Genomic DNA, 22,610 nt, shown 5'->3' on the forward strand with positions numbered 1-22,610 from the left:
AGACAGCTATGTCCCAATCATCTTCCCCTCCTCCTCACCAAACAGCGAATGTAACGGATTCTTCTGTCAAAGGCCAGATAGGGCAAGCTGGGCGTGATCTCTGGCAACTTCAGGTGTTATTTGGTGGAGAACAAGAACGACTTCAGCAAGCCCAGCAAAATCGTCAGGCTTTAATTGATAAAGTCAGAAATTTTTGGGTTAAGGGTGTTTTAGAAAAATCTCTGCATCAGCAGGTCCTAATTCAACTGGATCTGGAAAACCGTACAAATTTTGTAGATCAACCATTCAATATTGAGTTGGTAAAATCAGCCCAAGCTCAAAAGAAACTGCCGGCTGGTACGAAAATAGTCGATCTCTTTAATGATCTGGGGCAGGGATGTACACTTCTTATTTTGGGAGAGCCAGGAGCAGGCAAAACAATCAGTCTTTTAGAGCTTGCCAGGGATTTACTCAATCAAGCTGAGCAGGATGTTAACCGGCCTATCTCTGTTGTCTTTAATCTTGCCTCCTGGAGAGGCCAACCTCTTAGTGATTGGTTAGTGCAAGAACTCCAGGAAAAATATCAAGTTAGTAAAAACCTCGGAAAAGATTGGGTTAAGCAAGAAAAACTAACTCTATTGTTAGATGGTTTAGACGAGGTTCGCAACGACTTGCGAAATAACTGCACCTTAGCAATCAATGAGTTTATACAAAAAAATGGAAGTACTAATGCCGTTGTTTGTAGCCGAGTTGGCGACTACGAGGTGCTTGCTCAAAAGCTTAAGTTTCAAGATTCGATTCTTATAGCATCTTTAACGCAGGAACAAATAAGATTCTATCTATCTCATTTAGATTTAAATCAAACAGAACTCGAACAAGCTATTCAGCATAACCCAATTTTGCAGAATTTAGCCAGGGTTCCTTTAACTCTAAATTTTTTGGTTCTTGCTTTTCAGGGAGAGGCAAATTTAAATTATTTACAGCGAAATTCTGAGGAAGAATATCTTAATTATCTTTTTGATGCTTATATCAAGCGGATGCTGTTTCGCCGACAAACACGTTCAAAAATCTATAGTGATCAAAAAACTAAGCTTTGGTTAAGCTTTTTAGCCCAAAAAATGATGAAGGAATCTCAATCTATATTCCTGATTGAGAAGATTCAGCCTAATTGGCTAGTCAGCAAAAAGCTTAGAATTACTTATCGACTCATTAATATTTTAATTGGAATTATCTTTGGCTGGAAAATTATTGGCCCTAAAATCGGAACCTTTGCAGGGGGAGCTGTCGGGGCATTTAGTTCTCCAATAACACCTAAGGCGACATTGAAGTGGTCTTGGTTAAGATTTATAAGAGGATTTTTAATTGGCTTTTTGGCTATTTTAGCTATTTCACTGATTTTGGGATTTGTCCAAGGAATTCTTATTGGGGTTAGAGAAGAAAGGTTGTTTCTCGGTTTGGCCGCCGGTTTAATAGGAGCGCCTCTTAGAAATTTTGATCTTGGAGTTATTGTTGGTTTTGTAGTAGCTTTTTTTCTTGGTTTTAGAGGGCAAGAAGTAGAAAAGACATCTTATCCCAATCAAGGTATAAGGAAATCTCTTCTTAACAGCATTATTTTTGGCTTTGCTTTTGGCATTATGGGTGGCATTTTAGTTGGCTTTGCTGTTCCATTCGCTACTAATTCTGCCCTTTTATTACGGTCTGTCATTATAAGTGCTTTCGCTATTGGAGCAATTGGTAGCTTAGTGATTGGCGGAGGCAAGGCTTGCATTCAGCACTTAATTTTGCGTTGCCTTTTATCACTGGGTGGTAATACTCCATGGAATTATGCACAATTTCTAGACTACGCAACTGAACGTATTTTTCTCCAAAAAGTTGGGGGAGGCTATATTTTTGTCCATCGCTTACTCCTTGAGCACTTTGCCACCATGCAAACCAAATAGCCCTACTTTGATCAGTTGGTTGCACTCTACAAGCAACTTCAGGGATCCCCGAAGCTGGAGTGGTACAGAGGGCCTCAAAGCTAAGTTTGTAGCGAGTTTGCAGCATTCCCTTTAAACGTGCTTCGGGGCAGGAACCAAAAGGATAGTGAGGTTATCAACAATCAGCGTTGTCTCTACCTTGCAGAAAACATTGGGTTGTCGCTGAAGCATTCTTACACCACAGCACACCCAAACCTCAAAATCACTTACCCCCTACCCAAGGACAAACCCATGAAAAAGACACTGATTACCCTTGCCCTCTCCCTCACTTCCCTCGTTGGCCCCCTCGCCTGGAATGCTAATGCCCAGGTCGTCGTCAACGGCTACCTGATGCAGGGAGAAGACCTGATGCTGTTGCAGTATCTGGTAGGTTCCCCCATCCCAGCCGGTTACTACTGGCTCGATGAAAACGGCAACTGGGGTTACGAAGGTAGCTCTGTTGTTCAGGGCAATATCCTCTACGGTACCCAGTCAACGAATAGCGGCGGTTCAGGAAACATCTACGACGGTGAAGCCTCTTATATTGAGAGCGATAACGGCTGCGCCTACTTCAGCAGCGATGCTGGTTCAATTTCTTCCTGTAACTGAGACTGCACTTCCACTGCTGCTCCCAAGTCAGGCTTTGACTGGGAGCAGCACATCCACTGACCAAGCCAAATAAGCAACCATCAGAGCAAACCCCATGAGCAAACTCACCCCCATTCAGCTTGACGACGGCAGCCTAATTTACATCGAAGCTTCCACCGATGCCGAGATAGAAGCCGCCGCACCCAAAGAACCTGAAGAACCCACACGGGGCATTCCCGGCATGCCGCCCCCGGCTCCTCCGGCAGCAAAACTACCCCAGAGCGTTCAATCCATTCAAAACACCATTCGCGCCCATACCCTCTACACCCTCAACGCCTTCAAAAATTTGGGTCTGGCCGAAGTCAGCGAAATTACCCTGAGCTTTGGCCTCAGCATCGACGTGCAGACCGGCATGCCCTACATCGCTAACGGCAGAGCCAGTTGCAGTACCGAAATTACCGTGCGGTGCGAGTTTCCTAAAAAAGAATAGCCCCCAAGCCTTCCCCTCCTGGGAGGGGCGCAGGGGTGGGTAATCTTAATTCGCTACCACCTTTCTGATTCAGTCAACCTTTACAGTGTCTGGGTTTGGCCCACCCCGCCCTTCGGGTACCCCTCCCTGGGAGGGGATTGTTGAAGTGTTTTTCGGATCAGACGGCTACTCTTCTTCCGGCACAATTAATTTCCTGACGGGTTCAGAGGTTTCTGCATCGAGGTTCTCTCCCTGCGGCACCATTACATCCCGTTCCGTCTTCGTTGGTGTGCGAGGATCATCCGGGTCGGGCTCTTCACTGGAAGGAGTAGGAACCACCAACTTCCTGACCGCTTCATCCTCTGATGGACCTTGAGGTTGATTCATCACGCTCACCTGTTAAACTTCAGCGGGTTGCTTTTGGTCGCGCCAGTGCTCATAAGCTACATTGTTGCCTCCAAAGGAATCGACAGACACCTGCCTTTCCGGCATCGGCTTAAGTGGGGCATTAATAGGGTTATACGTGCAGTAGCACACCACCACTGACTCAAACTCACCCATCGGTATTTCTGGGGTGTAGGTTTCTACTCGGGTTACCTCCCAATCTCCCTGACGGTAATGGGTCTTTTCCTTAGAAAAGTCGGGATCAGCCAATTTCTCCACCCTTACAAATTCAGGGGGACGATAACCAACCTCAGGGATGGGACCATCCGTAGCGTCAAAATGTTCCGCCAGAATCTTAGTGAGGGCTTGGGTATGTTCGAGCTTCCGCTGCTCCCAGCCCGGTTGCCGCTTCTCGGCTTTGAAGATAATCCACCTAGTCATCCTCATCCTCCTTGCCTTCACGTTCTTTATACCAGTCGGGAAACTCGGTTTTTCCATCAAATACACAATCGACTGGCAAAATCTCTGAGCCGTTCAACTCAACACTGACCAGCCGCCAATGGTATTTTTCAGCCATTTCTTCACAACAATCGGCATCTGCCGCAGCATGGCGAGACTTATCGTCATTGGGGTCATACCGTAACCAGCGGCGATTCGGCATGAATCCTATGCTCCTTGTTAGGTTATACAACAGGCAACGAAGCTTCCAGCTAAGTCCTCAACCAAACTATGCTAAGAAACTTCCATAGGACAAATATACTGCTAATAGCGATCGTGGTTATAGGATTTAGCTTCAGGATTTTGACTTACTCTATAGGTTAGGTGCTGGAGGTCATCATGCAGTTGGAAGACTACTTCGATTTTCAATCCGAAGATGACATTCGCATCAAGGGGCATCGGCTTGGTATCGATACCGTCCTGGAACCCTTTCTGAATGGCTTTGCCCCCGAAACCATCGCTCAAGACTATCCCGAACTCGGACTTGAAAAAATTTACGCAACCATCACCTACTACTTTCATAACCAGTCAGAGGTAGAAGCCTATCTGCAACGGCTGCGTCAGTGGCAGCAGCAGCACTATGAACAATCCTTGCAACACCCCTCACCCATGGCTGAGCGCATGAGAAAACTCAAAGCTCAGCAGGGTCTACCATCGGCTTCATGAAAGTTCGGTTCCTGCTAGACGAAAACCTGTCTCCTCGCCTGAAGATGGCCGTTCTACGGCTACAGTCCGACATTGACATTCTGCGTATTGGAGAACCCAATACCCTTCCCTTTGGCAGTCTAGATCCCGAAGTTCTGGTTTACCTGGAGCGCTCTCAGCGGTTGATGATCACGGATAATCGAGCCAGTATGCCAGGACATCTACAAGCTCATTGGGATGCGGGTCATCATACATGGGGGCTTTTGTGGGTACGGCCAAGGACACCTATGTGAGTTTTGGCTCAAGAACTGGTTTTGATTTGGGAAACTACCGAAGCTGCCGAGTGGAAAGATTCTCTCGACTGGATCCCTTTCTGAAGCTTTTGGCAGTTTAATCTAGCTCGACTGCCCCCAGTGCCTTTAGCGTTGTCCGTTGCGCTGCCGTTAGTCCAGTCGCGCCTCGAATGTTCATGCCCTCATAGGGTCGAGCCGCCCGCAGAGTCTGAAGACAGGTTCCTGTCTCAACATGCCAGAGCTTAATGGTCTCATCCTCACTACCACTGATAACCACTGGTTCCGTAGGGCTAAAGGCCACGGACCAGATGGTTTTGGCATGTCCATGCAGAACGGAAATCTCCCTGCCCGTCTTCCCATGCCAAACCCTGATGGTCTGGTCATCACTGCCACTAACCAGATATTGACCGTCTGGGCTAAAGGTCAGCGATCGCACCCGATGCCCATGCCCTTTTAACGTCTGCAAACACTCCCCCGTCCGTACCTCCCAGAACTTAACGGTATAGTCTCCACTGCCGCTGGCAACCCACCGACCATCTGGACTAAAGGCCACTGCTGTAACAAAACCCTCATGCCCCTCAAATACCTGAATTTGCTGCCCCGTTTCAACATCCCACAACACAATTGTCTGATCATCTCCCGCACTGGCCAGAGTACGACCATCCGGACTGAACGCCACCGTTTTGACCCTATGAGCATGGCCTTCTAACGTCTGCAAACATTCCCCCGTTCGGCTATCCCAGAGCTTCACCGTCTGGTCATGGCTGCCGCTGGCCAGCAGTGCTCCATCGGGGCTAAATGCCACCGCCGTCACCCAGCTGCGATGCCCCTGCAGCGTCAGCAGGCAGTCTCCTGACTGGCAGTCCCACAGTTTGAGGGTCTGGTCATCACTGGCGCTGGCGAGCTTGGGAAGATCAGGGGCAAATGCGATCGCAGATACCAGATTCTGATGCCCCGCCAGCTCTCGCAGAGCGTTCCCCATTGCCCGATCCCACAACCGAACCAGCCCATCCTCTCCACTGCTGGCTAGCATTTGCCCGTCCGGACTCGCCGCCACCGCCAGCACCGAATTGCTGTAGCCCGTCAGGGTCCGCAGGCATTTCCCCGTCCCGGTGTCCCAAAACTTGAGAGTCTGGTCATCGCTGATGCTCACCAGGGTGTGGCTGTTGGGGCTGAAGGTTGCCAGCCATACCCGCTGGTCATGGCCCTGCAAAGTTTTAAGGCAATCTCCGGTTTCTGCATCCCAGAGACGAATGGTTTTGTCTTCGCTGGCGGTTGCGACTCTATCGCCGTTAGGACTATAGGCTACCGTCCAGACTTCGCTGGTGTAGTTAAGGGCAGGTTGAATGGGTTCTCCCGTCGCCAGGTTCCAGAATTTGACAGAGTTGCGATCGCTGCCAGTAGCGAGGGTCTGGCCATTGGGATGGAGTGCGATCGCCAGTGCCCAATTCACCGGAATCTCGAACACCTCCCGGCACTTTCCTGCTGAAACATCCCATAGGCGTACAGTGCCATCGTCGCTGCTAGTGACCAACGCTTCTCCATTTGGGGTGAAATCTACAGAAAACACTCGTCCCTGATGTCCCTCCAGGATGTGCAGACACTCCCAGCTTTCTGTATCCCACACCCGAACCGTCTGGTCATGGCTACCGCTGGCTAAGCAGCTTCCGTCTGGGCTGAAGGCCAGCGCCTGTATTGGGCCACTATACCCCCGCAAGGTTTTCACGCATTGCCCCGTTGAACTATTCCACAGCCGAATCGTCTGATCATGGCTACCACTGGCCAGCCACTGCCCATCGGGACTAAACGCCAGAGACTGCACCCACCCCTTATGGCCCTTGCAGGTCAGCAAAGGACGAATATCATCCGCATCCCACAGACAAACCTCATCCTCAAGCCCTGTCGCCAGCAGCCTTCCATCCAGGCTAAACACGGCTGAGAAGAGGCTTCCCAGGGTTTGAGTAAAGACCGATTGCGACAAATCCGCCCCTGTGAAATTCACCCCCCGCAACTTCAACCCACCCAGATAAGCCTGACGCACCGCCACATCCGAAAAGTCAAAAGGCTGAATCTCAAGGTTGAGCTGCCCCAGCAGGTTGATCAAATTACCGGCCCCATAGCCCGATTGACCGACCAGGCTTTGTCTCAATTCCGACAGGGTTTGTTGCAAACAAGCCCGAACAGCTTCCCCACTACCCAGTTGCGCCCACAACTTCTCCGCCAGCGGTTGCAGAATGAGCCGCACCTGGGACTGCCTCAAATAATCTTTGGTCTGCGCCTTAATTAGCGCATGGGTGTCGAAGAGATCCGGCTTCCCCTGGCTCAGTTCCGCAAAGACCTGCTCAATCAAGTTTTCCGTCACATACCCCATCACCACCGACTGTTGGGTAAAGCTGAGGGGGTAGGGTTTCCCCGGCGATCGCCTTTCAATTAACGAGCGGAACTGCAGTGATTCGAGAGCTTCTAGCAGGGACCGGGATGCGATTAAATTCCCAAAATCCGTCTGCAACTCCGCCAGCGTCATCCACTCCCGCTGAATCGCTAACCAGTACATCACCTGCTTTTCCAGTGCAGAAAGACGGCTGAACTGCTGCTCAAGCAAGTCAGCGATATCCCCAAAAATCACCGTTCCCTGCTGCAAAAACAGATCCGCGTCACCGCCAAACAGTTCCTGGATAGTGGTCGCCACAATCTTCAACGCCAAGGGATTGCCCCCATAGTGAGCTACCAGAGCCTGACTGGCTTCAGCAGAAACGGCGAAGCCCTTCTCCCCCAGCACCGCCTGCCCTGCCGCTTGGGGCAACCCCGCCAGTCGCAGCGATCGAATCGGCAAATCCGGGCCTTCCTGCGTGCTTAGGCTCTTGAACTTCTCTCGACTGGTCACCACCAGACAACTCTGATGCCGGGTTTCCCCGATGCTTCTCAAGAGCTGACCATACCCCTCATACCCAGGGCGAAACTGTCCCGTCCGCTGCTCCCCACTCAGCAAGGATTCTGCATTGTCCAGAATCAGTAAACAGCGAGCCTCGCGCAGATAATCAATCAGACAGGAGATTTGGGCATCCAGCGATTCGGGCATCTCTCCCGCCTGCTGGTCAGACAAAACCCCAATCACATCCCGTAATAACTCCTCTAACGGCGGGGCATTGCGCAGCGATCGCCAGACCAAAACCTCGAACTCGTTCTGAACCTGCTCCCCCAGCTTCACAGACAACGCCGTTTTCCCAATTCCTCCCATACCCACCAGGGTAATCAGTCGGCACCGGTCCTGGACCACCCACTCCCTCAGCAGGGCTAGCTCATCTTCCCGACCGTGGAAAGTGGACACATCCAGAGCCTCGCCCCAATCCTGTCGAGACTTCTGAAGCGGCTCTCCCTGGAAAAGCGTTCCTGCATTACCCTCATCTGCCTGCGGCTCATCCTTGGTCGCCAGCTTCGATTTCAGAGGACGGCGTTCTTCCCACTCCACCTCAAACTGTCGCAGGTTCGCCTCCATTTCCTGCCTGCGATACCAGAGGTTGAGAGAAAAATGCCAGTCCTCAGCTCCTTGGGTGGCGGCACGGTTATCCTCCAGCACCTCCATAAAGTCCTCTAAGCGTTTCAGGGCTTCCTTAATTTGCTCTCCCGTCAGCGCCCCTTCGTAACGGTCTTTGGACGTTAGCTCTTGCAAAAACCGCACCTTCGTCTGCACAACTAGGCGCTTGTCAGTTTGCCAGTTCACTCGAATAGGGATAGTGTCAGCATCGTCCAAATCAAAGTTGGCAAAGGCGATCAATGCCTCAAACAACCGCTTCGCCCGCTTCTTCGCCTGTGGTCCGTAGTTCGGTCGCGCCATCGATGCCCCTCAATTTCAGAGGAACTTCGGGGAATCCCCTAAGCCGAGCATTAACCCCCGAGGTCTTGTGTCTTTGATTTTAGAGGACTTTCGGTAAGCGGGAGGAAAGCGGATTATCTACTAATCTCCAATCTCCAGTTGGTGCTGGCGAAACACCTTTGGCTGTATGTGTTGTTGCCTACCCTGGCAGCTCAGTTGAGCTACCCGATTCACATACTTCATAGCCTGCAACTTTCTCTGCTCCTGCATCATATGCTTTACAGTTGGACTCCCCGCCACCAGCATTAGAGCAATCTCTTTTTGGCTCACTCCAGCTTCAAACGCTTGATGCCCGACTTTGAAATCCAACTCAGCCGCGTTAGAGTAGCTAACTTTTTGAGAATATTGTTGCCACATTTGGTAATACTGCTCCCTGTTTGAATTTTCTTGGGGTGGAGGTGGACTGTGAATTTCTCCCTCACTGCCAGTATTGACTTCTATAAATCTGGATGATCCTTCGACATCAAGGACTCCAGAATATTTTGTCTCTCGCTGCCGTCGATTCTGTCTTTCAGCCGCTCTAGCGAGTCGATCAACTGCTGCTGCAACCTCAGCTCGGTCTTGAGCTGCCCGTTCCAACTGCTCAAGGCCGCGATTAACTGCCGCAACTGCTCCTGCAAGGTCGCCTGCGCATCGGAAGAGGTCTCGTCGCTGACGATACGCTGCAATTGCGCGACCAAGCACCCCAAGCTCTGATTCCAGTGCTGGGGTAGCGTTGCCAAATCCTCTCCCAAGGTCTGGACGTGATCTTCGAGGTGCAACACCCGCTGCGTGTTGACGCAAATCTCGGCTCGCAGCGGCTCTAAACTGCTCTGCAACACGCTGGCCAATACGCTCTCCCACTGCTCTGGGGTCAAAGCCGGGGATGGGTTCTGGTTGCCGTTGTTCCTGTTGTTCATGCTGTCCATAGGTCATCACCTGTTGAGTTAATGGCATGTAGTCACTCACGTTCTCCTTCGCCCGCGACACCTGGGCCAGTTGCACCAAGTCGGCCTGGCTGGTGGTATATAAGGTCACCGCTCGCTTGGCTCTGGAAATCGCGACATAAAAGGCTTCTCGATTCGTCGTTTCGCCCAGCAGTGCCAGTACCCGCTCCGCCGTTTTGCCCTGGCTGCTGTAGGTGGTGCTTACCCAGGCGTAATCGATGTACTGATTCCCGCTAAGGTTGATGGTTGCGATCTGTCCTGAACCATCTCGAATAGTCGCTGTCCCATCCGATTCCAGCCCCGTCACCACAAACCCTTGGCCATTGCGGATTCCGGCTTTGGGGTTATTGCGTGTCCATCTGAGGCGATCGCCCACTGCGATCGGAATCGATTGCGTCGCATACACCGTCTTCCGAGGGCAAGCCGCCGGACTGATCGATAACACCGATCCATTCGGCGTCTCCAACACTACCTGCTGAGCTTCAGAGTTCACCGCAATCACTCGGTACTGCTCCCCCCTCAGCAACCCCTGCTTCCGATAATCCTGAATCGGCACCAGGACATCCCCCGGTGCGTAAGCCTTGAGGTAACTGGCCTGAGCCGTGGTCAAATCCTTACGACGCAAGCTCTGCATTACAAAGCCATCCGCACCCAAAGCCCTCTCATCCTGTAACCCGGATCGCATCACCTGAGTCAGGGCCAACCGCTCCGCATTCGTCCCCGCCAGCACCAGCGTGGACTCCCGATCCTCTGCCGCCAGCGCCAAATAATCTGCCGCCACCTGCTGAATTCGATCCTGAGCTTGAGCCCCTTCCTTCACAAATCCGGCTTGGGCCAGGATCTCAATGCCTTCACTGATCTGCCCCTGGGACACAAACTCCACGACTGATCGCAGCACCCCGGTTTGCTGCCGCCGATGGGTCCTCAGATAAGCGGTCGTCATTCCCCCCGCCTGCAAGCTCTTGAAGGGATTGCCCGCTTCCACGGCTGAAAGCTGTCGGGTATCGCCGACCAGCAGTACCCTGGCCTGCTCTAGTGCTGCCCGCCGCAACAGGGCATGAGCATCCTTCATACTCAATAGCCCCGCCTCATCGACAATCCAGAGTGTTGGTTGAGGTGCTTGATCAGGGGTATCAGAAACCAATCGGCCCGCTACGGTCGTGGTCTCGATCCCCAGCGACTCTCCCAAAACGTGGGCAGCTTCAGCACTGGGGGCCAACCCCCGAATGTCGTATCCCTGGCCCTGGGCAAGCTCTTTCAATACACTCAGAGCATAGGTCTTGCCCGCTCCCGCCACTCCCTGCCACGCCATCACCGCATCGGGTGTGGTCGCCGCCATCTCCACCGCATTTTTCTGCTCCGGGTTCAGGGAATGGTTCACCAGACTGTCCAACTGGGTGCCATTGGGGACAATCGCCGCCACCTGCCCCCGGCCCTGCTGCATCAGGCGGATGGTATTGAGTTCCAGGTTGAGCGCCGTTTGGGTAGTGAACTTGCCGTCGGCGACTTTGATCAGTTCGGGGCTGTCGGCGATCGCTCCCTCAATCGCCTCAAACTCTTGCGCCCCCAGCTCATGCTCAAAGACAAACCGCTCCAGCGTCGTCCTACGAAATACCGACTCCCGCTCCCCACAGTGCTGGATTGCCGCGTCAATTGTTGAGTAGACCGATGGCTGATCGCCAACTGTCTGGGTAGCACCCTCCGGTAACTCCGGTAGTTCCAGCCCCTTCAACTGAATCAGGGCATTCCACCCTCGTTGCAACAGCCCCTCGTCCACCTCCTTGGGTTTCCGCTTACGCGATACTAAAGTCGCCGTTTCCCGCATTGTCCGGTTGTTCTCAGATCCCGTCGCCTCCCATTCCTCGATCAGCTTCAGAATCTGCTGCCTGCGGGTCGAGAATGCCTTGAGCAGATCTGGAGAATACCCAGCCAGTTCAAACTGCCCATGGGGCTTAGGTTCAATTCCATAACCCTGCTGCTTCAGCGCGACGGCCAACTCGTTCTGGTAGATCTGGCCCAGGAGTTTTTGATTGGCGATCGCCCCCTCATTGCTCAAGCTAAACCACCGCCCATCGTCCAACTGGGTCGCGTTCATCACCACACAATGGCTGTGCAGTTGTGGTTCCGCCTCCCGACTGGTGGAATGGGTAAACACCGCTGCGGCAATGTTCCCTGTCGTCACTTTCGTCCGTCCCGCTTCCGTTGAAATCCGGGTCTGGGCATAGCGTTCTTCCAGTACCGATAAGGCTTTGGCCACCGCTTGATGATGAGCCTCTAACACCCGTGCGTCTTGCTGCACCAACGCCGCGATGCTGACACTCTTCGGCGCACTAAAGGTAAAGTCTGTTGCCGCCCGCCGCTTTTCAGGGGCAACCACTTTTCCCTTCAGCGATCGCCCATCGGGAGCCTGCCCCGAGAGCATTTGGCTGAATTCCTGCTGATTGACGATTCCTGCTAACCCCAACGACGCAGCCCCTTTGCCCACCCACTTCGTCGGGTGAGCCGTTTCTTCAGCCGAGTAATAATCCTCGCGGGTGTAGTAGGTCTCCGCTTGAGCGGCAGAGAGGTTGCTCGTGGAAAGCATGGAGAACACAGGTTAAAAATACGACGCCACCCTGGAGCGAAAGCGATAGCGTCTTCAAAAGCGGTAGAAATCTTGGGGGGAGGGCCGTTGCCCGGTTTTTGCCAAAACCTTGGCGTACTGTGTGGCCTCTCCGCGAAGTCCCCGATAGGGGCGCAGCATCCTGATACCCACAATTCTATCTCATGAAATCAGCATTAAAAGCGATTGGCTCAAATAGTCACGTTCAAGACTGCGCTTATTCAGCGTATTGAGTTAAGTTTCACGAAAAAGAACGTTTTATGCTGTCTACGTGCTGATAATGAGTGGAGTTATTTGGAGATACCACTATGTTTTCTCAACCTCCAACCCTTTTACTCGCCTGTGACCTGGGTAAATCCGGCGGCAAGTTCTTCTATAAGCTGCTCAATGGTCAGACTCACGCCCTCTGGATGGATGCTGAGGTGGCGCAGCGATCTACAGCGGGTGTCGCTCAGGTCAGCCAGAGTGGTCGGCCTCAAGATAATGCCTGGTTTCGTCTGGAGGATGACTTGGTGTTTGTCGGCAAAGCGGCTCAAGCGTTTCTCGACTACAACAGCTTTAAGGAGGATAAGTCTCTGAAGGCAGCGGAGCGGATTGCGGGTGTATTGGGTGCGATCGCAAAAATCGAGAATTTGCCCCCTAAATTCGAAGCCATCGTCTGGGTCCTCCTCCCCATCAACGAACTCGCTACCCGGCAGAAAATTTCCTCTCGCTTGTCAGACATCTGCCAAGGCTTCTGCTTTCAGGACGAAACCGAATACCGGATTGACCTCAAACTCAGCTTTCGTCCCGAAGGCTACGGCATCTACGTTCAGCGCAAATGCCAACTTCAGCAAACGGGGGTCGCGATTACTCAGCGCACCACCTGGATCGAAATGCTGGGCCACCGTAACGGCACCCAGCTAGCCTTCGAGACCGGCACCCTGAACGCAGCCAAATCCACGTCTAAGTTTCCTGGATTCTGGGAGCCCTTTGAGAAAGCCGCTAATGCTGCCGGGGTTTCAGTGACGGAGTATGACGTGCTGCTTAAAGCTCTGGAAACGGGTCAGTCGCAGCAGTATTCTGTGGCCAAGGGGGAGACCATTGATTTCTCAGACGCCATGGCCCAGGTCGAAGCGGGTTATCTGGATGCTCTTGATTCTCACTTCAATGACCATCTGATTCCCAGTCTGGCTAAGGGCAAGGGAGATGTCATTCTGGCGGGCGGTGCCGCTTACCTGATGCGCCAGGCTCTACAGCTCTATTTTGAGGACCGAGGATTTTTCCCTCGCCTGTCCCTGGCTTGGGAACATCAAGACGCCTTAACGCGGTTGGTCGAAGCTCAGCTGCCGGAATCCTACGAAATGCCGTCGATGGCAATGCGCATGACGGATTGCTTTGGCCTGTTCCAGGCGCTGCTGGGTGACATGAATCGGATGAAGGTGGCGTCATGACCCAGAATCCTGAAAGCCGCCCTGAGCGGATCAAGCTGGTCTACAATGCTCAATTTCCGGCATCAACGGCTGTGGTGCTGGAATATCTCCTGCGGAATTCCGACTTCAGCAGTCGCACCGGGCGTCAAGAAGCGATGGATGCCATCATGGCGTTCTTCCATCCCCTGGCGGAAACGGCCCGAGGAGAACGGTCGGTTTCTGAGGTGCAGGACATCGCGCGTCACTGTGTGGATCGGTTGCTGAAGCAGGTTGATATGTTGTGTACGACCTATCAAATCTCCAACCCCATGGTGAACGTGTCATCAGCACTGTCCAAAGATTTCCGGCAGCTGGAAGCTGTTCTCGACCAGGGATTTCTGAGGCTTGCTGGGGTGCTGCAGTCCGGAGCAGCTCTGCCTCAGGCGACGGTTGTGCCCAGCATTGAGCAGGGAGTGGAAATGGATGGCAGTGAGTTGGGTGATCTGGGACAGATTCTCGAAGGTTAGATTGCTGAACAGGTAATTGGGGTGTCATCTACCAATCTTTTTCAAGATAATGCAAATGAATACTATCTAGACTCAAAGGACTGAGCATTAAGTTGAAGAGTGCATCCCACTTTTGCAAATGGGTATAAACGCCCAGATGTCAACCCCTGCCAAATAAGTGCTTTTGAAAGCTTGTCCCAAATTGAGTCTTACAAGACTGGAATGCACTCAAGTTGAAGACTTGCTTTATGATCCCATTCTTAGAATTCGAAGTAAGCTTTCACTATTGTGAAACATAGCTTAGGGACGGGGATTGTATAATATCCAATCTTTGTACGGCAGGCATTTTGGCTCCCTTTGGACAGTCGAGACGGCTATCCCACATTAATAAATTCTCATTCCTTACTGACATCTGGATGGGGGAGCATGGAGCAATTGGTGTGAGGCAGACTCAAAAGACGAAGCTAGTAACAACTCTATTAAGCATAGCTTTAGCCTATCCTTTAATGGCTATGGCTAGACTAGAAGCATCGATTCTTTCACCAGAGAGCATTCAAGCTAACACTCCAGAAGCAAATACTTTCCCTCTCCGCTTGGTAGCAGAAGACATTCCGTCTGTTCAAGGAAATCTGGAACGCTTTCAAGTAAGCGAAATCGAAGTTTTGGGTAGCACCGTTTTTACATCAGAGGAGCTTGATGCCGTTGTTGCGCCTTTCGAAAACCGGCTTCTGACCGAGGAAGAATTGTCCGACATTACAGGAGCTGTAACAGAGCTTTACGTGGAAGGGGGCTACATTAACTCACAGGCTGTTATCCCCGAACAAGCTGTTGATCCAGACAATGGTGTAATCCGAATTCAGGTTATCGAAGGCGGAATAGAAGATATCCAGGTAGAAGGTAGTTCTCGTCTGGCTGAATACCTTAAGAGCAGGCTTGCACCCGTTGCTACACGGCCTTTGAACCTGATTGTTCTAGAAGATAAACTCCGAGTCTTGCAGCTAGATCCATTATTTGACAAGGTGCAGGCCAATCTGAAAGAGGGAAGCAGTGTAGGAAATAGCATTTTAGTCGTCACCGTAGAAGAAGCCAATCCAATTTCATTTCGGCTCGCGTTAGATACCCTATCACCCCCAAGTGTTGGGCAGTTCAGAACTGGGGCAACCTTCCAATATTTGAACTTTGCAGGCATTGGCGATCAATTTCAAGCGTCTGCCTATCGCTCTACCACAGGGGGATCCCATATTTACGATCTCAGCTACCAGGTTCCACTCAATCCACAGGATGGAACATTATTGCTACGGTTTGCCCCATCTAGTTTCCGCATTACGGATCCTACAGAACCTTTATTCCAGTTGGGGCTTCAGGGGTCAACTAATATCTATGAAGTGGCGTTTAGACAGCCCCTTATTCGCACGACCCGTGAGGAGTTGGCGTTTTCGTTAGGGTTCCGCCACCGTAACGGGTCTACTTTAATCGGGGGCCTAATTACTCCTCCTACCGTGACCAGTGTTATCAGCTTTGGGCAAGACTATCTCAGTCGAGACCCCAATGGAGCATGGTCTTTGCGGTCTGAGTTTAGAGTGGGTACCGGGTTATTCGATGCTACCAGTAATCCAGCTCCCTTACCTGACGGTCAGTTTTTCAGCTGGAATGGCCAGGCACAACGAGTCCAGGTGCTGAACTCCAATAACTTTTTAGTTATTCAAGGGAATATTCAACTCACTCCGGATAGCCTACTGGGCTCGGAACAATTTTTCATTGGTGGTGCCCAGTCTGTTCGAGGATATTACCAAAATGGACGATTTGGGGATAATGGCTTTCGGTTTTCCATGGAGAACCGTATATCTCTACAGCGGGATGAAGGCGGCAACACCATTTTTCAAGCGAGTCCTTTTATTGACCTGGGATATGTTTGGGCTTCTAACCCTAATTTTCAGGTGGCTGATCAAAACTTTTTGCTGGGTACAGGTTTGGGACTAACCTTAGTGCCAACTCCTAACTTAGATGCTCGCATTGATTTCGGCGTGCCACTGATAACCCTTGATGAGTTCCCCAGTGATCGCCCATCAGGTCTGAGGATTTATTTTGATGTGAACTACAAGTTTTAATTGGGTACAGTGCAAGAATGATAATTCTGCAGCCTGATTTTACCAGGGATTACCAACAATAGTAAAGCCTGACCAATAGTACGGATGGGCAAACCGAAAAGAGCTACGTTGGAGAGCTCCTAAAAGTTCTTCCGGAAGTATTTTCTCAAAATTCTCCGAAAGTAATCGCCCTTCTTCAACTTGAACATCGCCATCAAGCAGCGCTAACTGAGCTCGTCTAAGAGACTCTGCCTTGATGGGTAACGTTCGCAAGCCTTGATAAAATTCAGCCATCAGCGCAGCTGTTCCCAGGTCTTCCACAGTCCATAGACTGGCCACGGTTGACTTTACCCCCGCCTGACTAGCGAATCCAGCAAAACCCAGCTCGACGTCACGGCTATCGCTGGCCGTCTCGCAGGCGCTTAATACCAGCATTTCGATAACCGGATTATCCCAACCCATCTGAGGCACTTCATTGAGTCTGAGCTTTTCCCCCCAGAGTTGGATATAGGACTGACTAGCATCTCCTGGTTCAAATTTGGCATGGGTCGCTAAATGAACAATACGTCTTGCCCTTCTTTCATTGACCAAATTAGCCTGGGTCACTTCGTCTTCAACAAGAGATGTACCGGCCCATTGAGATGAAATCGTATCAATTTCTAAAGGAACAGCGTCAAGGTTCTCTAAGTCTGTGAATTCAAAATTAGAGATGCCTGAAATCAGAATCTGGCTCTGTCGAACATCTTGGTAGTTGGTATCGGTCAAGGCCAAACTGGGCATCATACCGACGCTGTAGTTTTCAATCAGATACTGCTCTCCATCGTGTAGTGCGGCTAGGGGAACCGCCCGTAGCCCCTGGTCAGCAATAAATACAAGGTTGTTAATGCTATGGGTATCAAGGGACTGCTCTATTGGGGCAATCAGCCAATTAAACAAAGCTTGAGCAGGCTCTAGATAATCGTCGTCTCTCTCAAGTATTTCAGTACGCATGTAGCGTGCTACATCAATGACTCCAGTACAGGTTGTATTGGGGAGGGCCTGCCAGGTGGCCTCACCTGCAGGTGTTACCAGAATGACGCTTAGCCAATAATCCTCTCGTCCGTTACAGCTTTCGGCACTTAGAGATTGAGCTATCAAATTTGATAGCTCTACAGATTTAGCCTGAGCTTCAAGCGCTGCTATGCCATCTTCACTCAATGGAATAGGGCCATTACCAAGAGCCTCCAGTGAATCTATAGTGTTGGGTGGAATAAAAAAGGCGTAGATAATAGCGGGTTGAATATTAGCTGCATTCTGGACATCCCTCAGGGCTTGCTGAGCAATCTTTAAAGTACTATCGGAGGGGCTTGCTTCTTCACCAGGTTGGTTGGGTTGACTGGTCCCAGATCCGGCTTCCCCTTGGGGGCTATCGTCGGGCGAAGCAGGCATAGAGCCCAAAGGCTCAATTGCTGGCAATACAGGAGTATCTGAGGACCCAGGTATTGCAGGCTCTCCATCGTCTGGTTCGGATTGAGAAGGCTCTACTAAATCGTCAGAGGCAGGATCTGTAGAAGGAGAACTCTCGTCATTGGCAGAGGGTTCAAATGTTTCGGAAATTGATGGGGGTTCTTCCTCAGATGAATTGTCAGCATCTTGAGATGCTCCTCCAGGGTTTTCTTGAGGTACTGGCTCAGACTCTTCATCTATTGCTGGGGATGTTGACTCTGCTTCAGGCGGTTGTTCAGCAACGTCTTCGCTATCTGGAGAACTTGCTGGTTCCATAACACCATGTGGCGGCTGTTCTACGTTTGCCGGTGTAGTGGCAGGCTGGCCTCCAGGCAAATCTTCTCCTGAAGGGCTTGAATCAGATTGTTGATTTCCAGGTGAAGTTAGTTCTATATCCGACTCAGGTGTTGGTTCAAGAACTATTCCCGGTGCGGCAGGGCTACTTGGCTGTGCAGGGCTACTCGGTGCTGTAGGACTACCAAAATCCGAATCCGCTGGAGGCGCTGGTTCTACATCTACCGATGGGGATGGCATTTGCCCCTGTTCAGATTGTGACGGTAGTGTAGTCTCCGCTCCAGTTTCAGAGGGTGAAGTCTGGGCACTAGATTGATTGGTTTCGGGAGTAAGGTCTCTATCGTAATGTTCTTCATACTGTCTGGTGAATTCCTCATCAATGGCCTCAACCACCGCTTCTACAACCTCTTCACTGGGGGGAATTAGAGTAATGAGAGAAACTGTTTCGGCCTCATTTTCTGATGATGGTTCTGTCTCGTTATCTGACGTAGCATTATCTTCAAGAATCTCTTCGTCTATGACTTGAGGAACTTCTGAAGAGGCCGATGTAAGAATTGCGATTTGCTCGGGTAGTATGCCTTGAATTAAAGGGAAAGTAATAGCTTGGAAAGGTATTAAGCTATTGCTAAAGCCAGTGGAGATTGCTCCAGCAGTACCGTTGATGGTTGCATCTCCAATAACAAATGGGGTTGCTCGACCACCTCCGCCATGGCGAATGGTTATCGCCCCTCCCCCCTGTCCTCCTGCGGTGGAAAGACTCGCTTCGATACCGTTTTGGTCAGTAAAGGTTTCCAGTGCTCGAAAAAACTGGCCCGCAGTAATATCTACCACACCGCCAACTCCGTCTAGACCTCCTTGAGCATTGATGAAAGACACTTGAACATCTGCAATGGGGTCGATAATGACGTCACCACCTCTGCCAGTAGCACCACTTGTGTTAATCGAGCCTGTTATCACCTGAGTCAGGGCGTTAATGGTGATGGAGTTACCCGCAGTGCCGGAGCTATCCAGGTTATCTGTAATGACAGATCCATTGGTGCTCGTTATACTGATCTCACCAGCTGACGTTATATCGTTCGTCCTAACATTACCACTGGCCGCTACACTGACACGACCGGAAGAGGTTACGGCATTCTCGAAGTCGACAGTTCCCGAAGCAGCAATAGCTAAACCTTCTATCCCAACATTAACGATGGACTGGGCTACAACGTTAACCGCATTAATGCTCAACCCAGCCAATAGGCTGGCCGTACCAGAGGCGTCTTCTCCTACAGCGGCACTAAACAATACATTGCCGTTGCTAGCCGCAACCCTGAGCCCCTGAGCCCCCTCAATCGGTGCTGCAAACGTGACACTACCGCTCTGGCTGATGATGTTGCCTCCACCTGCACCCAGAATGACTGGAGATGCGAAGGTAATATTGCCTGCCTCTGAAGTAACTTCGCTGTTAAGCAAAAGGGTAGGTCGACCCTGACCATTCTGCCGATTACCGAGGGTAATATCTCCTGAGCCCCTAGCTTGAACTGGCTCAGCAATATTGATATTTCCATCGACTCCATTTAGATAGCCCAGGAAGATGCTGCCGTTGGGGGCCGTGGTCAGTCCGCTGAGAGTTGTAATTGGAGGTTCTGCAAATGGACGCTCATAGGTAACCGTACTGATCGTTGGTGTGATGGCAGGAGCCAGATCCGCTGAACGCAAAGTTAAGGCAATATCCCCTGAATTGCGAGTGCGGGCGGCAATGTTGGCAACACTAATATCTAAACCGCCCGTTCCACCTCGAATGCCAGTAGCCGCATCGAGCAGTAGATTACCGCTGGCACCATCAATTTGAATATCGATACCGCTGCCTTCTGTGATGGTTCCAGCAGAAATCAGGGCTAAGGTTTCATTCTCTGCAAGGCGAATAGTTGGAGCATTCGACTGACTGCCTCCCGCAAAGGAGAAATCGCCGCCTCTAATGGTTAGGCTATAGGTTTCGTTAACCAGGTTTTCAAGATTGCTCAGCTGAACTGGGCCAAAGTTGCTATTCGGCGGAGCGTTGAGAACATCTTCTCCAATCGTTACTGTGCCATTGACGTTTAGATTGTCGGTTAATTCTGTCGTACTGAGGTTAAAGTCCCCGATGGCGTTATCCCCCAGGCCGATAGAGGTCTCTAGGTTGGGGGGACTAAGCTCTACATTTTCGGCAGTAACCACTGCTCCGAGGTCAATATCAGCCGCTTCGATGACCAGGGTATTACTGGCATTAATCGGGCGCTGGATATTGACTCTGCCGGTATTGGTTTGAAACTGGATGACAGAGACAGTCTGATTAAACGCGAGTGGGGTAGTGTTTATGCCATCCCCAACAATAATGTTGCCAACCTGAAAGTCAGGACGATTATCTAATCTACCGACTGTAATCCTCCCGCTGCTGGGTTGCAGCGTTGCCAATTCTTGTTCTGTTAAATCCAATGCATTGGGGGTATCAATATTGGGATCTCCAGCCACAACAATATCTCTGCCATCCCCAGAAAGTAGTTGAATATTGGCAAAGCTACCTCCCCCTGTTGCCTGAATAGAGTCTGGAGTTCCAAGCAGATTAATTTCACCCCCTTGCAGGGAAATGGGACCCTCTACATCTAAAGGACGCTCAATGGTGAGGGTATCCTCTGCCCTTAAGGTTAGATTGCGATTGAAGTCCAGACTTTGATCATTTAGCGCAGCCGGAATCGTCAGGTTGCGGTTGCTTAAAATCGCATAAACGGCAGGAACAATAGAGCTATTAGGATCGGTAGAAAATGCTCCCAGATCGGATTCGGTAATATCTAGAACATTGTCTCCTGTGTCGGTGCCTCCCCCAACGACCACATCAATTAAACTTCCTCCAGGAGGCGAGAGGGTAACTAAACAACAGGAAGAATCTGGATCGTCTCTGGTCTGAATCGAGCCATTCCCCCCATTCAGATTAATCTCATTGCTCCGCAGGGTAAGATCGCCCCCTGAAGCCATGTCGATCCGGCCTAAGGTGATGTTGGTTCCAGCAATAACTGTCAGATTGCCGCCTTGGGTGCTGATGGTATCATCAGAATTCATGGAGAACGTTTCCCCTGCCTCAAACCTGATGGTTGCCCCAGGCGTAGTCGGGAAGCTTAAGTTACCATCACTTAAACCTACAATAGTGATGCTGTTCGATGCCTCCAAGGTGAGATTGGTGCCAGCGCTTAATCGTTCAAGCGCATTTTCGGAAATCGTAAACGTGTTGCCAGGGCTCTCCTCATCTAATATTTGGCCATCGCTAAGCTCAGGATCATTGCTGCCACTCTCTCCAGCTACAATCTCAATGTTTTCGGGGTCCAGCAACAACGTCCCAACTTCTCCATTTGCTGCGCTGGTATCTACATTGCCCCGAAAGGCTAGAGTTTCCTGCCCGGAGACCTCCACGAAGCCTCCATTACCCGCTTCGGGGCCGCCTCTGGCACTAATCGTTCCGTCAAATTGGGTCGCTTCATCGGCCCAGATAATGACCTGTCCTCCATCCCCGCTATTGAGGGCATCTGCGGCAATGGTTGTGGCTTCGTCTACAAACGTTCTAGAGGCATTGGGAACCGTGCCCTGTCCCTGGTAATCGCCGCCAATTCTGACGGTGCCACCACCATTGCTTCCAGATGCATTGACTGTGGCACTGGCTAACCCGACCCGATCCCCCACAATGGCGATTTCTCCCCCTGATTCCCCAGAGGTATCAATTTCACCGGCAGCAATCACGGTTCCTGTCTGGGGTTGGTAAACAAAGTTCGAGCCTGTTAGCCCAACTGTGCCATCTGCGTTGGCGACTAATCCGGTGGCACTGGTGACATCGCCACCGGTTAATAGATTGGGCAAATCCGTTGGCACCAGCGACCAGCCCAGACCGGTACCCTGCGAGGTTTCGACCGGCGATATCTCCAAACTCACCAGGCTGTCGGCATGGCTAATGCGAACGATGCTTTCTCCCGGCACGGCTGTCAGCGTAATGTTGCCATCGGATGCGGTCAGGGTGCCGGTATTCACAACTTCACCGGCTACCAGGGTAATATCCTGACCGGTAGCAACGGCTAACTCTCCGGCATTCAAAATCATGCCGGGTTGGCTCAGGTCGAAGGCAAAGGCATCGGGAGAACCGGTCAGGCTGGCGTAGTCATGGGAGCCACATGCTTCCAACCAATTGTCCCCAAACCCCAGTCGGTTAGCGGTAGACACCGTAAAGCTGGCGGGCAGGTTCAAACTGCTGTTGGGGCCAAAGATCACCCCTGCCGGGTTGAGAATAAACAGGTTGGCATTGCCGCCAGAGACCTGCAAGAGGCCATCAATTACCGAAACATTGCCTCCAACTACTCGGGTGATGATATTTTGCACCTGGGGTTGAGACAGAAAATTGGCAATTTCCCCCTGACTGAGTCCAAGTTGCTGGAGGCTATGGAACAGGTTGGCGCTATCTCCAGATAGGGTGCCCCCTGTGATGACGTACTCATTGCCTTCGACATTCACCACCGTCCCAGTACCATCATTTGCTGGCACGATGGGGTTCGCCATGGTGATACCCGTTAACGCTAACCATCCGAGGCTAGATAGGGAAACTAGACGGCGAAGAATTTGCAGCCTTTGCA

13 protein-coding genes and 1 pseudogene are annotated in these 22,610 nt (G+C 51.3%); 8 read left to right on the top strand and 6 right to left on the bottom strand.

The window, feature by feature from the left end:
- Positions 1-8: 8 nt before the first annotated feature.
- The 3 genes from IQ254_RS07410 (at position 9) to IQ254_RS07420 (ending at position 3,015) form a co-directional block, all read left to right on the top strand.
- Entirely contained in the window at positions 9-1,919 is a 1,911-nt protein-coding gene (locus IQ254_RS07410; protein WP_193965534.1) for an NACHT domain-containing protein, read from the top strand.
- A 270-nt stretch (positions 1,920-2,189) separates the two neighbouring features.
- Positions 2,190-2,546, top strand: a complete 357-nt coding sequence (locus IQ254_RS07415) for a hypothetical protein (protein WP_193965535.1) — start codon at positions 2,190-2,192, stop codon at positions 2,544-2,546.
- Positions 2,547-2,640: 94 nt separating this feature from the next.
- Positions 2,641-3,015, top strand: coding sequence for a CU044_2847 family protein (locus IQ254_RS07420; protein ID WP_193965536.1), 375 nt, complete (start codon positions 2,641-2,643; stop codon positions 3,013-3,015).
- Positions 3,016-3,180: 165 nt separating this feature from the next.
- Here the strand turns inward: IQ254_RS07420 and IQ254_RS07425 are convergent, their stop codons facing one another.
- Genes IQ254_RS07425 through IQ254_RS07435 form a run of 3 tightly spaced genes read right to left on the bottom strand, consistent with a single transcriptional unit; the run spans position 3,181 to position 4,039 of the window.
- A complete protein-coding gene (locus IQ254_RS07425) occupies positions 3,181-3,381 on the bottom strand; it encodes a hypothetical protein (RefSeq protein WP_193965537.1) in 201 nt (66 codons plus the stop codon).
- A 12-nt stretch (positions 3,382-3,393) separates the two neighbouring features.
- Positions 3,394-3,819: a hypothetical protein gene (locus tag IQ254_RS07430; protein WP_193965538.1), complete on the bottom strand. Its 426-nt coding sequence runs from the start codon at positions 3,817-3,819 to the stop codon at positions 3,394-3,396.
- Positions 3,812-4,039, bottom strand: coding sequence for a hypothetical protein (locus IQ254_RS07435; RefSeq protein WP_193965539.1), 228 nt, complete (start codon positions 4,037-4,039; stop codon positions 3,812-3,814). The genes IQ254_RS07430 and IQ254_RS07435 overlap by 8 nt, the downstream gene beginning before the upstream one ends.
- Positions 4,040-4,215: 176 nt before the next feature.
- Between IQ254_RS07435 and IQ254_RS07440 the strand changes: the two genes are divergently transcribed.
- Together IQ254_RS07440 and IQ254_RS33505 are read left to right on the top strand one after the other, a co-directional pair.
- A complete protein-coding gene (locus IQ254_RS07440; protein ID WP_193965540.1) occupies positions 4,216-4,542 on the top strand; it encodes a DUF433 domain-containing protein in 327 nt (108 codons plus the stop codon).
- Positions 4,539-4,898 (top strand): annotated as a pseudogene (locus IQ254_RS33505) (DUF5615 family PIN-like protein). The gene IQ254_RS07440 and the pseudogene IQ254_RS33505 overlap by 4 nt, the downstream one beginning before the upstream one ends.
- 13 nt (positions 4,899-4,911) lie before the next feature.
- On the opposite strand, the gene IQ254_RS07450 reads toward IQ254_RS33505, so the two are convergent.
- Both IQ254_RS07450 and mobF read right to left on the bottom strand, forming a co-directional pair.
- Complete coding sequence (locus IQ254_RS07450) at positions 4,912-8,649, bottom strand: NB-ARC domain-containing protein (RefSeq protein WP_193965541.1); 3,738 nt, start codon at positions 8,647-8,649, stop codon at positions 4,912-4,914.
- A gap of 120 nt (positions 8,650-8,769) precedes the next feature.
- On the bottom strand, positions 8,770-12,198 hold the full coding sequence (gene mobF, locus IQ254_RS07455) for a MobF family relaxase (RefSeq protein ID WP_193965542.1): 3,429 nt from the start codon (positions 12,196-12,198) through the stop codon (positions 8,770-8,772).
- Between the two features lie 326 nt (positions 12,199-12,524).
- On the opposite strand from mobF, the gene IQ254_RS07460 reads away from it, so the two are divergent.
- The 3 genes from IQ254_RS07460 to IQ254_RS07470 all read left to right on the top strand — a co-directional run bounded on the left by IQ254_RS07460 (position 12,525) and on the right by IQ254_RS07470 (position 16,221).
- Entirely contained in the window at positions 12,525-13,649 is a 1,125-nt protein-coding gene (locus tag IQ254_RS07460) for a hypothetical protein (RefSeq protein WP_193965543.1), read from the top strand.
- Positions 13,646-14,134, top strand: coding sequence for a hypothetical protein (locus IQ254_RS07465; protein WP_193965544.1), 489 nt, complete (start codon positions 13,646-13,648; stop codon positions 14,132-14,134). The genes IQ254_RS07460 and IQ254_RS07465 overlap by 4 nt, the downstream gene beginning before the upstream one ends.
- A gap of 491 nt (positions 14,135-14,625) precedes the next feature.
- Positions 14,626-16,221 carry a ShlB/FhaC/HecB family hemolysin secretion/activation protein gene (locus tag IQ254_RS07470; protein WP_193965545.1) on the top strand — a complete coding sequence of 532 codons (1,596 nt, stop codon included), beginning with the start codon at positions 14,626-14,628 and terminating at the stop codon, positions 16,219-16,221.
- Between the two features lie 39 nt (positions 16,222-16,260).
- Here the strand turns inward: IQ254_RS07470 and IQ254_RS07475 are convergent, their stop codons facing one another.
- On the bottom strand, positions 16,261-22,536 hold the full coding sequence (locus tag IQ254_RS07475) for a CHAT domain-containing protein (RefSeq protein WP_193965546.1): 6,276 nt from the start codon (positions 22,534-22,536) through the stop codon (positions 16,261-16,263).
- Positions 22,537-22,610: the final 74 nt, after the last annotated feature.

The sequence above is a fragment of the Nodosilinea sp. LEGE 07088 genome, assembly GCF_015207395.1.
GTDB lineage: Bacteria > Cyanobacteriota > Cyanobacteriia > Phormidesmidales > Phormidesmidaceae > Nodosilinea.

Coding starts and splice junctions, on each gene's coding strand:
- IQ254_RS07425 (WP_193965537.1), bottom strand. CDS start 3,381: ATGAATCAACCTCAAGGTCCATCAGAGGATGAAGCGGTCAGGAAGTTG.
- IQ254_RS07430 (WP_193965538.1), bottom strand. CDS start 3,819: ATGACTAGGTGGATTATCTTCAAAGCCGAGAAGCGGCAACCGGGCTGG.
- IQ254_RS07410 (WP_193965534.1), top strand. CDS start 9: ATGTCCCAATCATCTTCCCCTCCTCCTCACCAAACAGCGAATGTAACG.
- IQ254_RS07470 (WP_193965545.1), top strand. CDS start 14,626: ATGGCTAGACTAGAAGCATCGATTCTTTCACCAGAGAGCATTCAAGCT.
- IQ254_RS07465 (WP_193965544.1), top strand. CDS start 13,646: ATGACCCAGAATCCTGAAAGCCGCCCTGAGCGGATCAAGCTGGTCTAC.
- IQ254_RS07475 (WP_193965546.1), bottom strand. CDS start 22,536: ATGGCGAACCCCATCGTGCCAGCAAATGATGGTACTGGGACGGTGGTG.
- IQ254_RS07440 (WP_193965540.1), top strand. CDS start 4,216: ATGCAGTTGGAAGACTACTTCGATTTTCAATCCGAAGATGACATTCGC.
- mobF (WP_193965542.1), bottom strand. CDS start 12,198: ATGCTTTCCACGAGCAACCTCTCTGCCGCTCAAGCGGAGACCTACTAC.
- IQ254_RS07415 (WP_193965535.1), top strand. CDS start 2,190: ATGAAAAAGACACTGATTACCCTTGCCCTCTCCCTCACTTCCCTCGTT.
- IQ254_RS07460 (WP_193965543.1), top strand. CDS start 12,525: ATGTTTTCTCAACCTCCAACCCTTTTACTCGCCTGTGACCTGGGTAAA.
- IQ254_RS07435 (WP_193965539.1), bottom strand. CDS start 4,039: ATGCCGAATCGCCGCTGGTTACGGTATGACCCCAATGACGATAAGTCT.
- IQ254_RS07420 (WP_193965536.1), top strand. CDS start 2,641: ATGAGCAAACTCACCCCCATTCAGCTTGACGACGGCAGCCTAATTTAC.
- IQ254_RS07450 (WP_193965541.1), bottom strand. CDS start 8,649: ATGGCGCGACCGAACTACGGACCACAGGCGAAGAAGCGGGCGAAGCGG.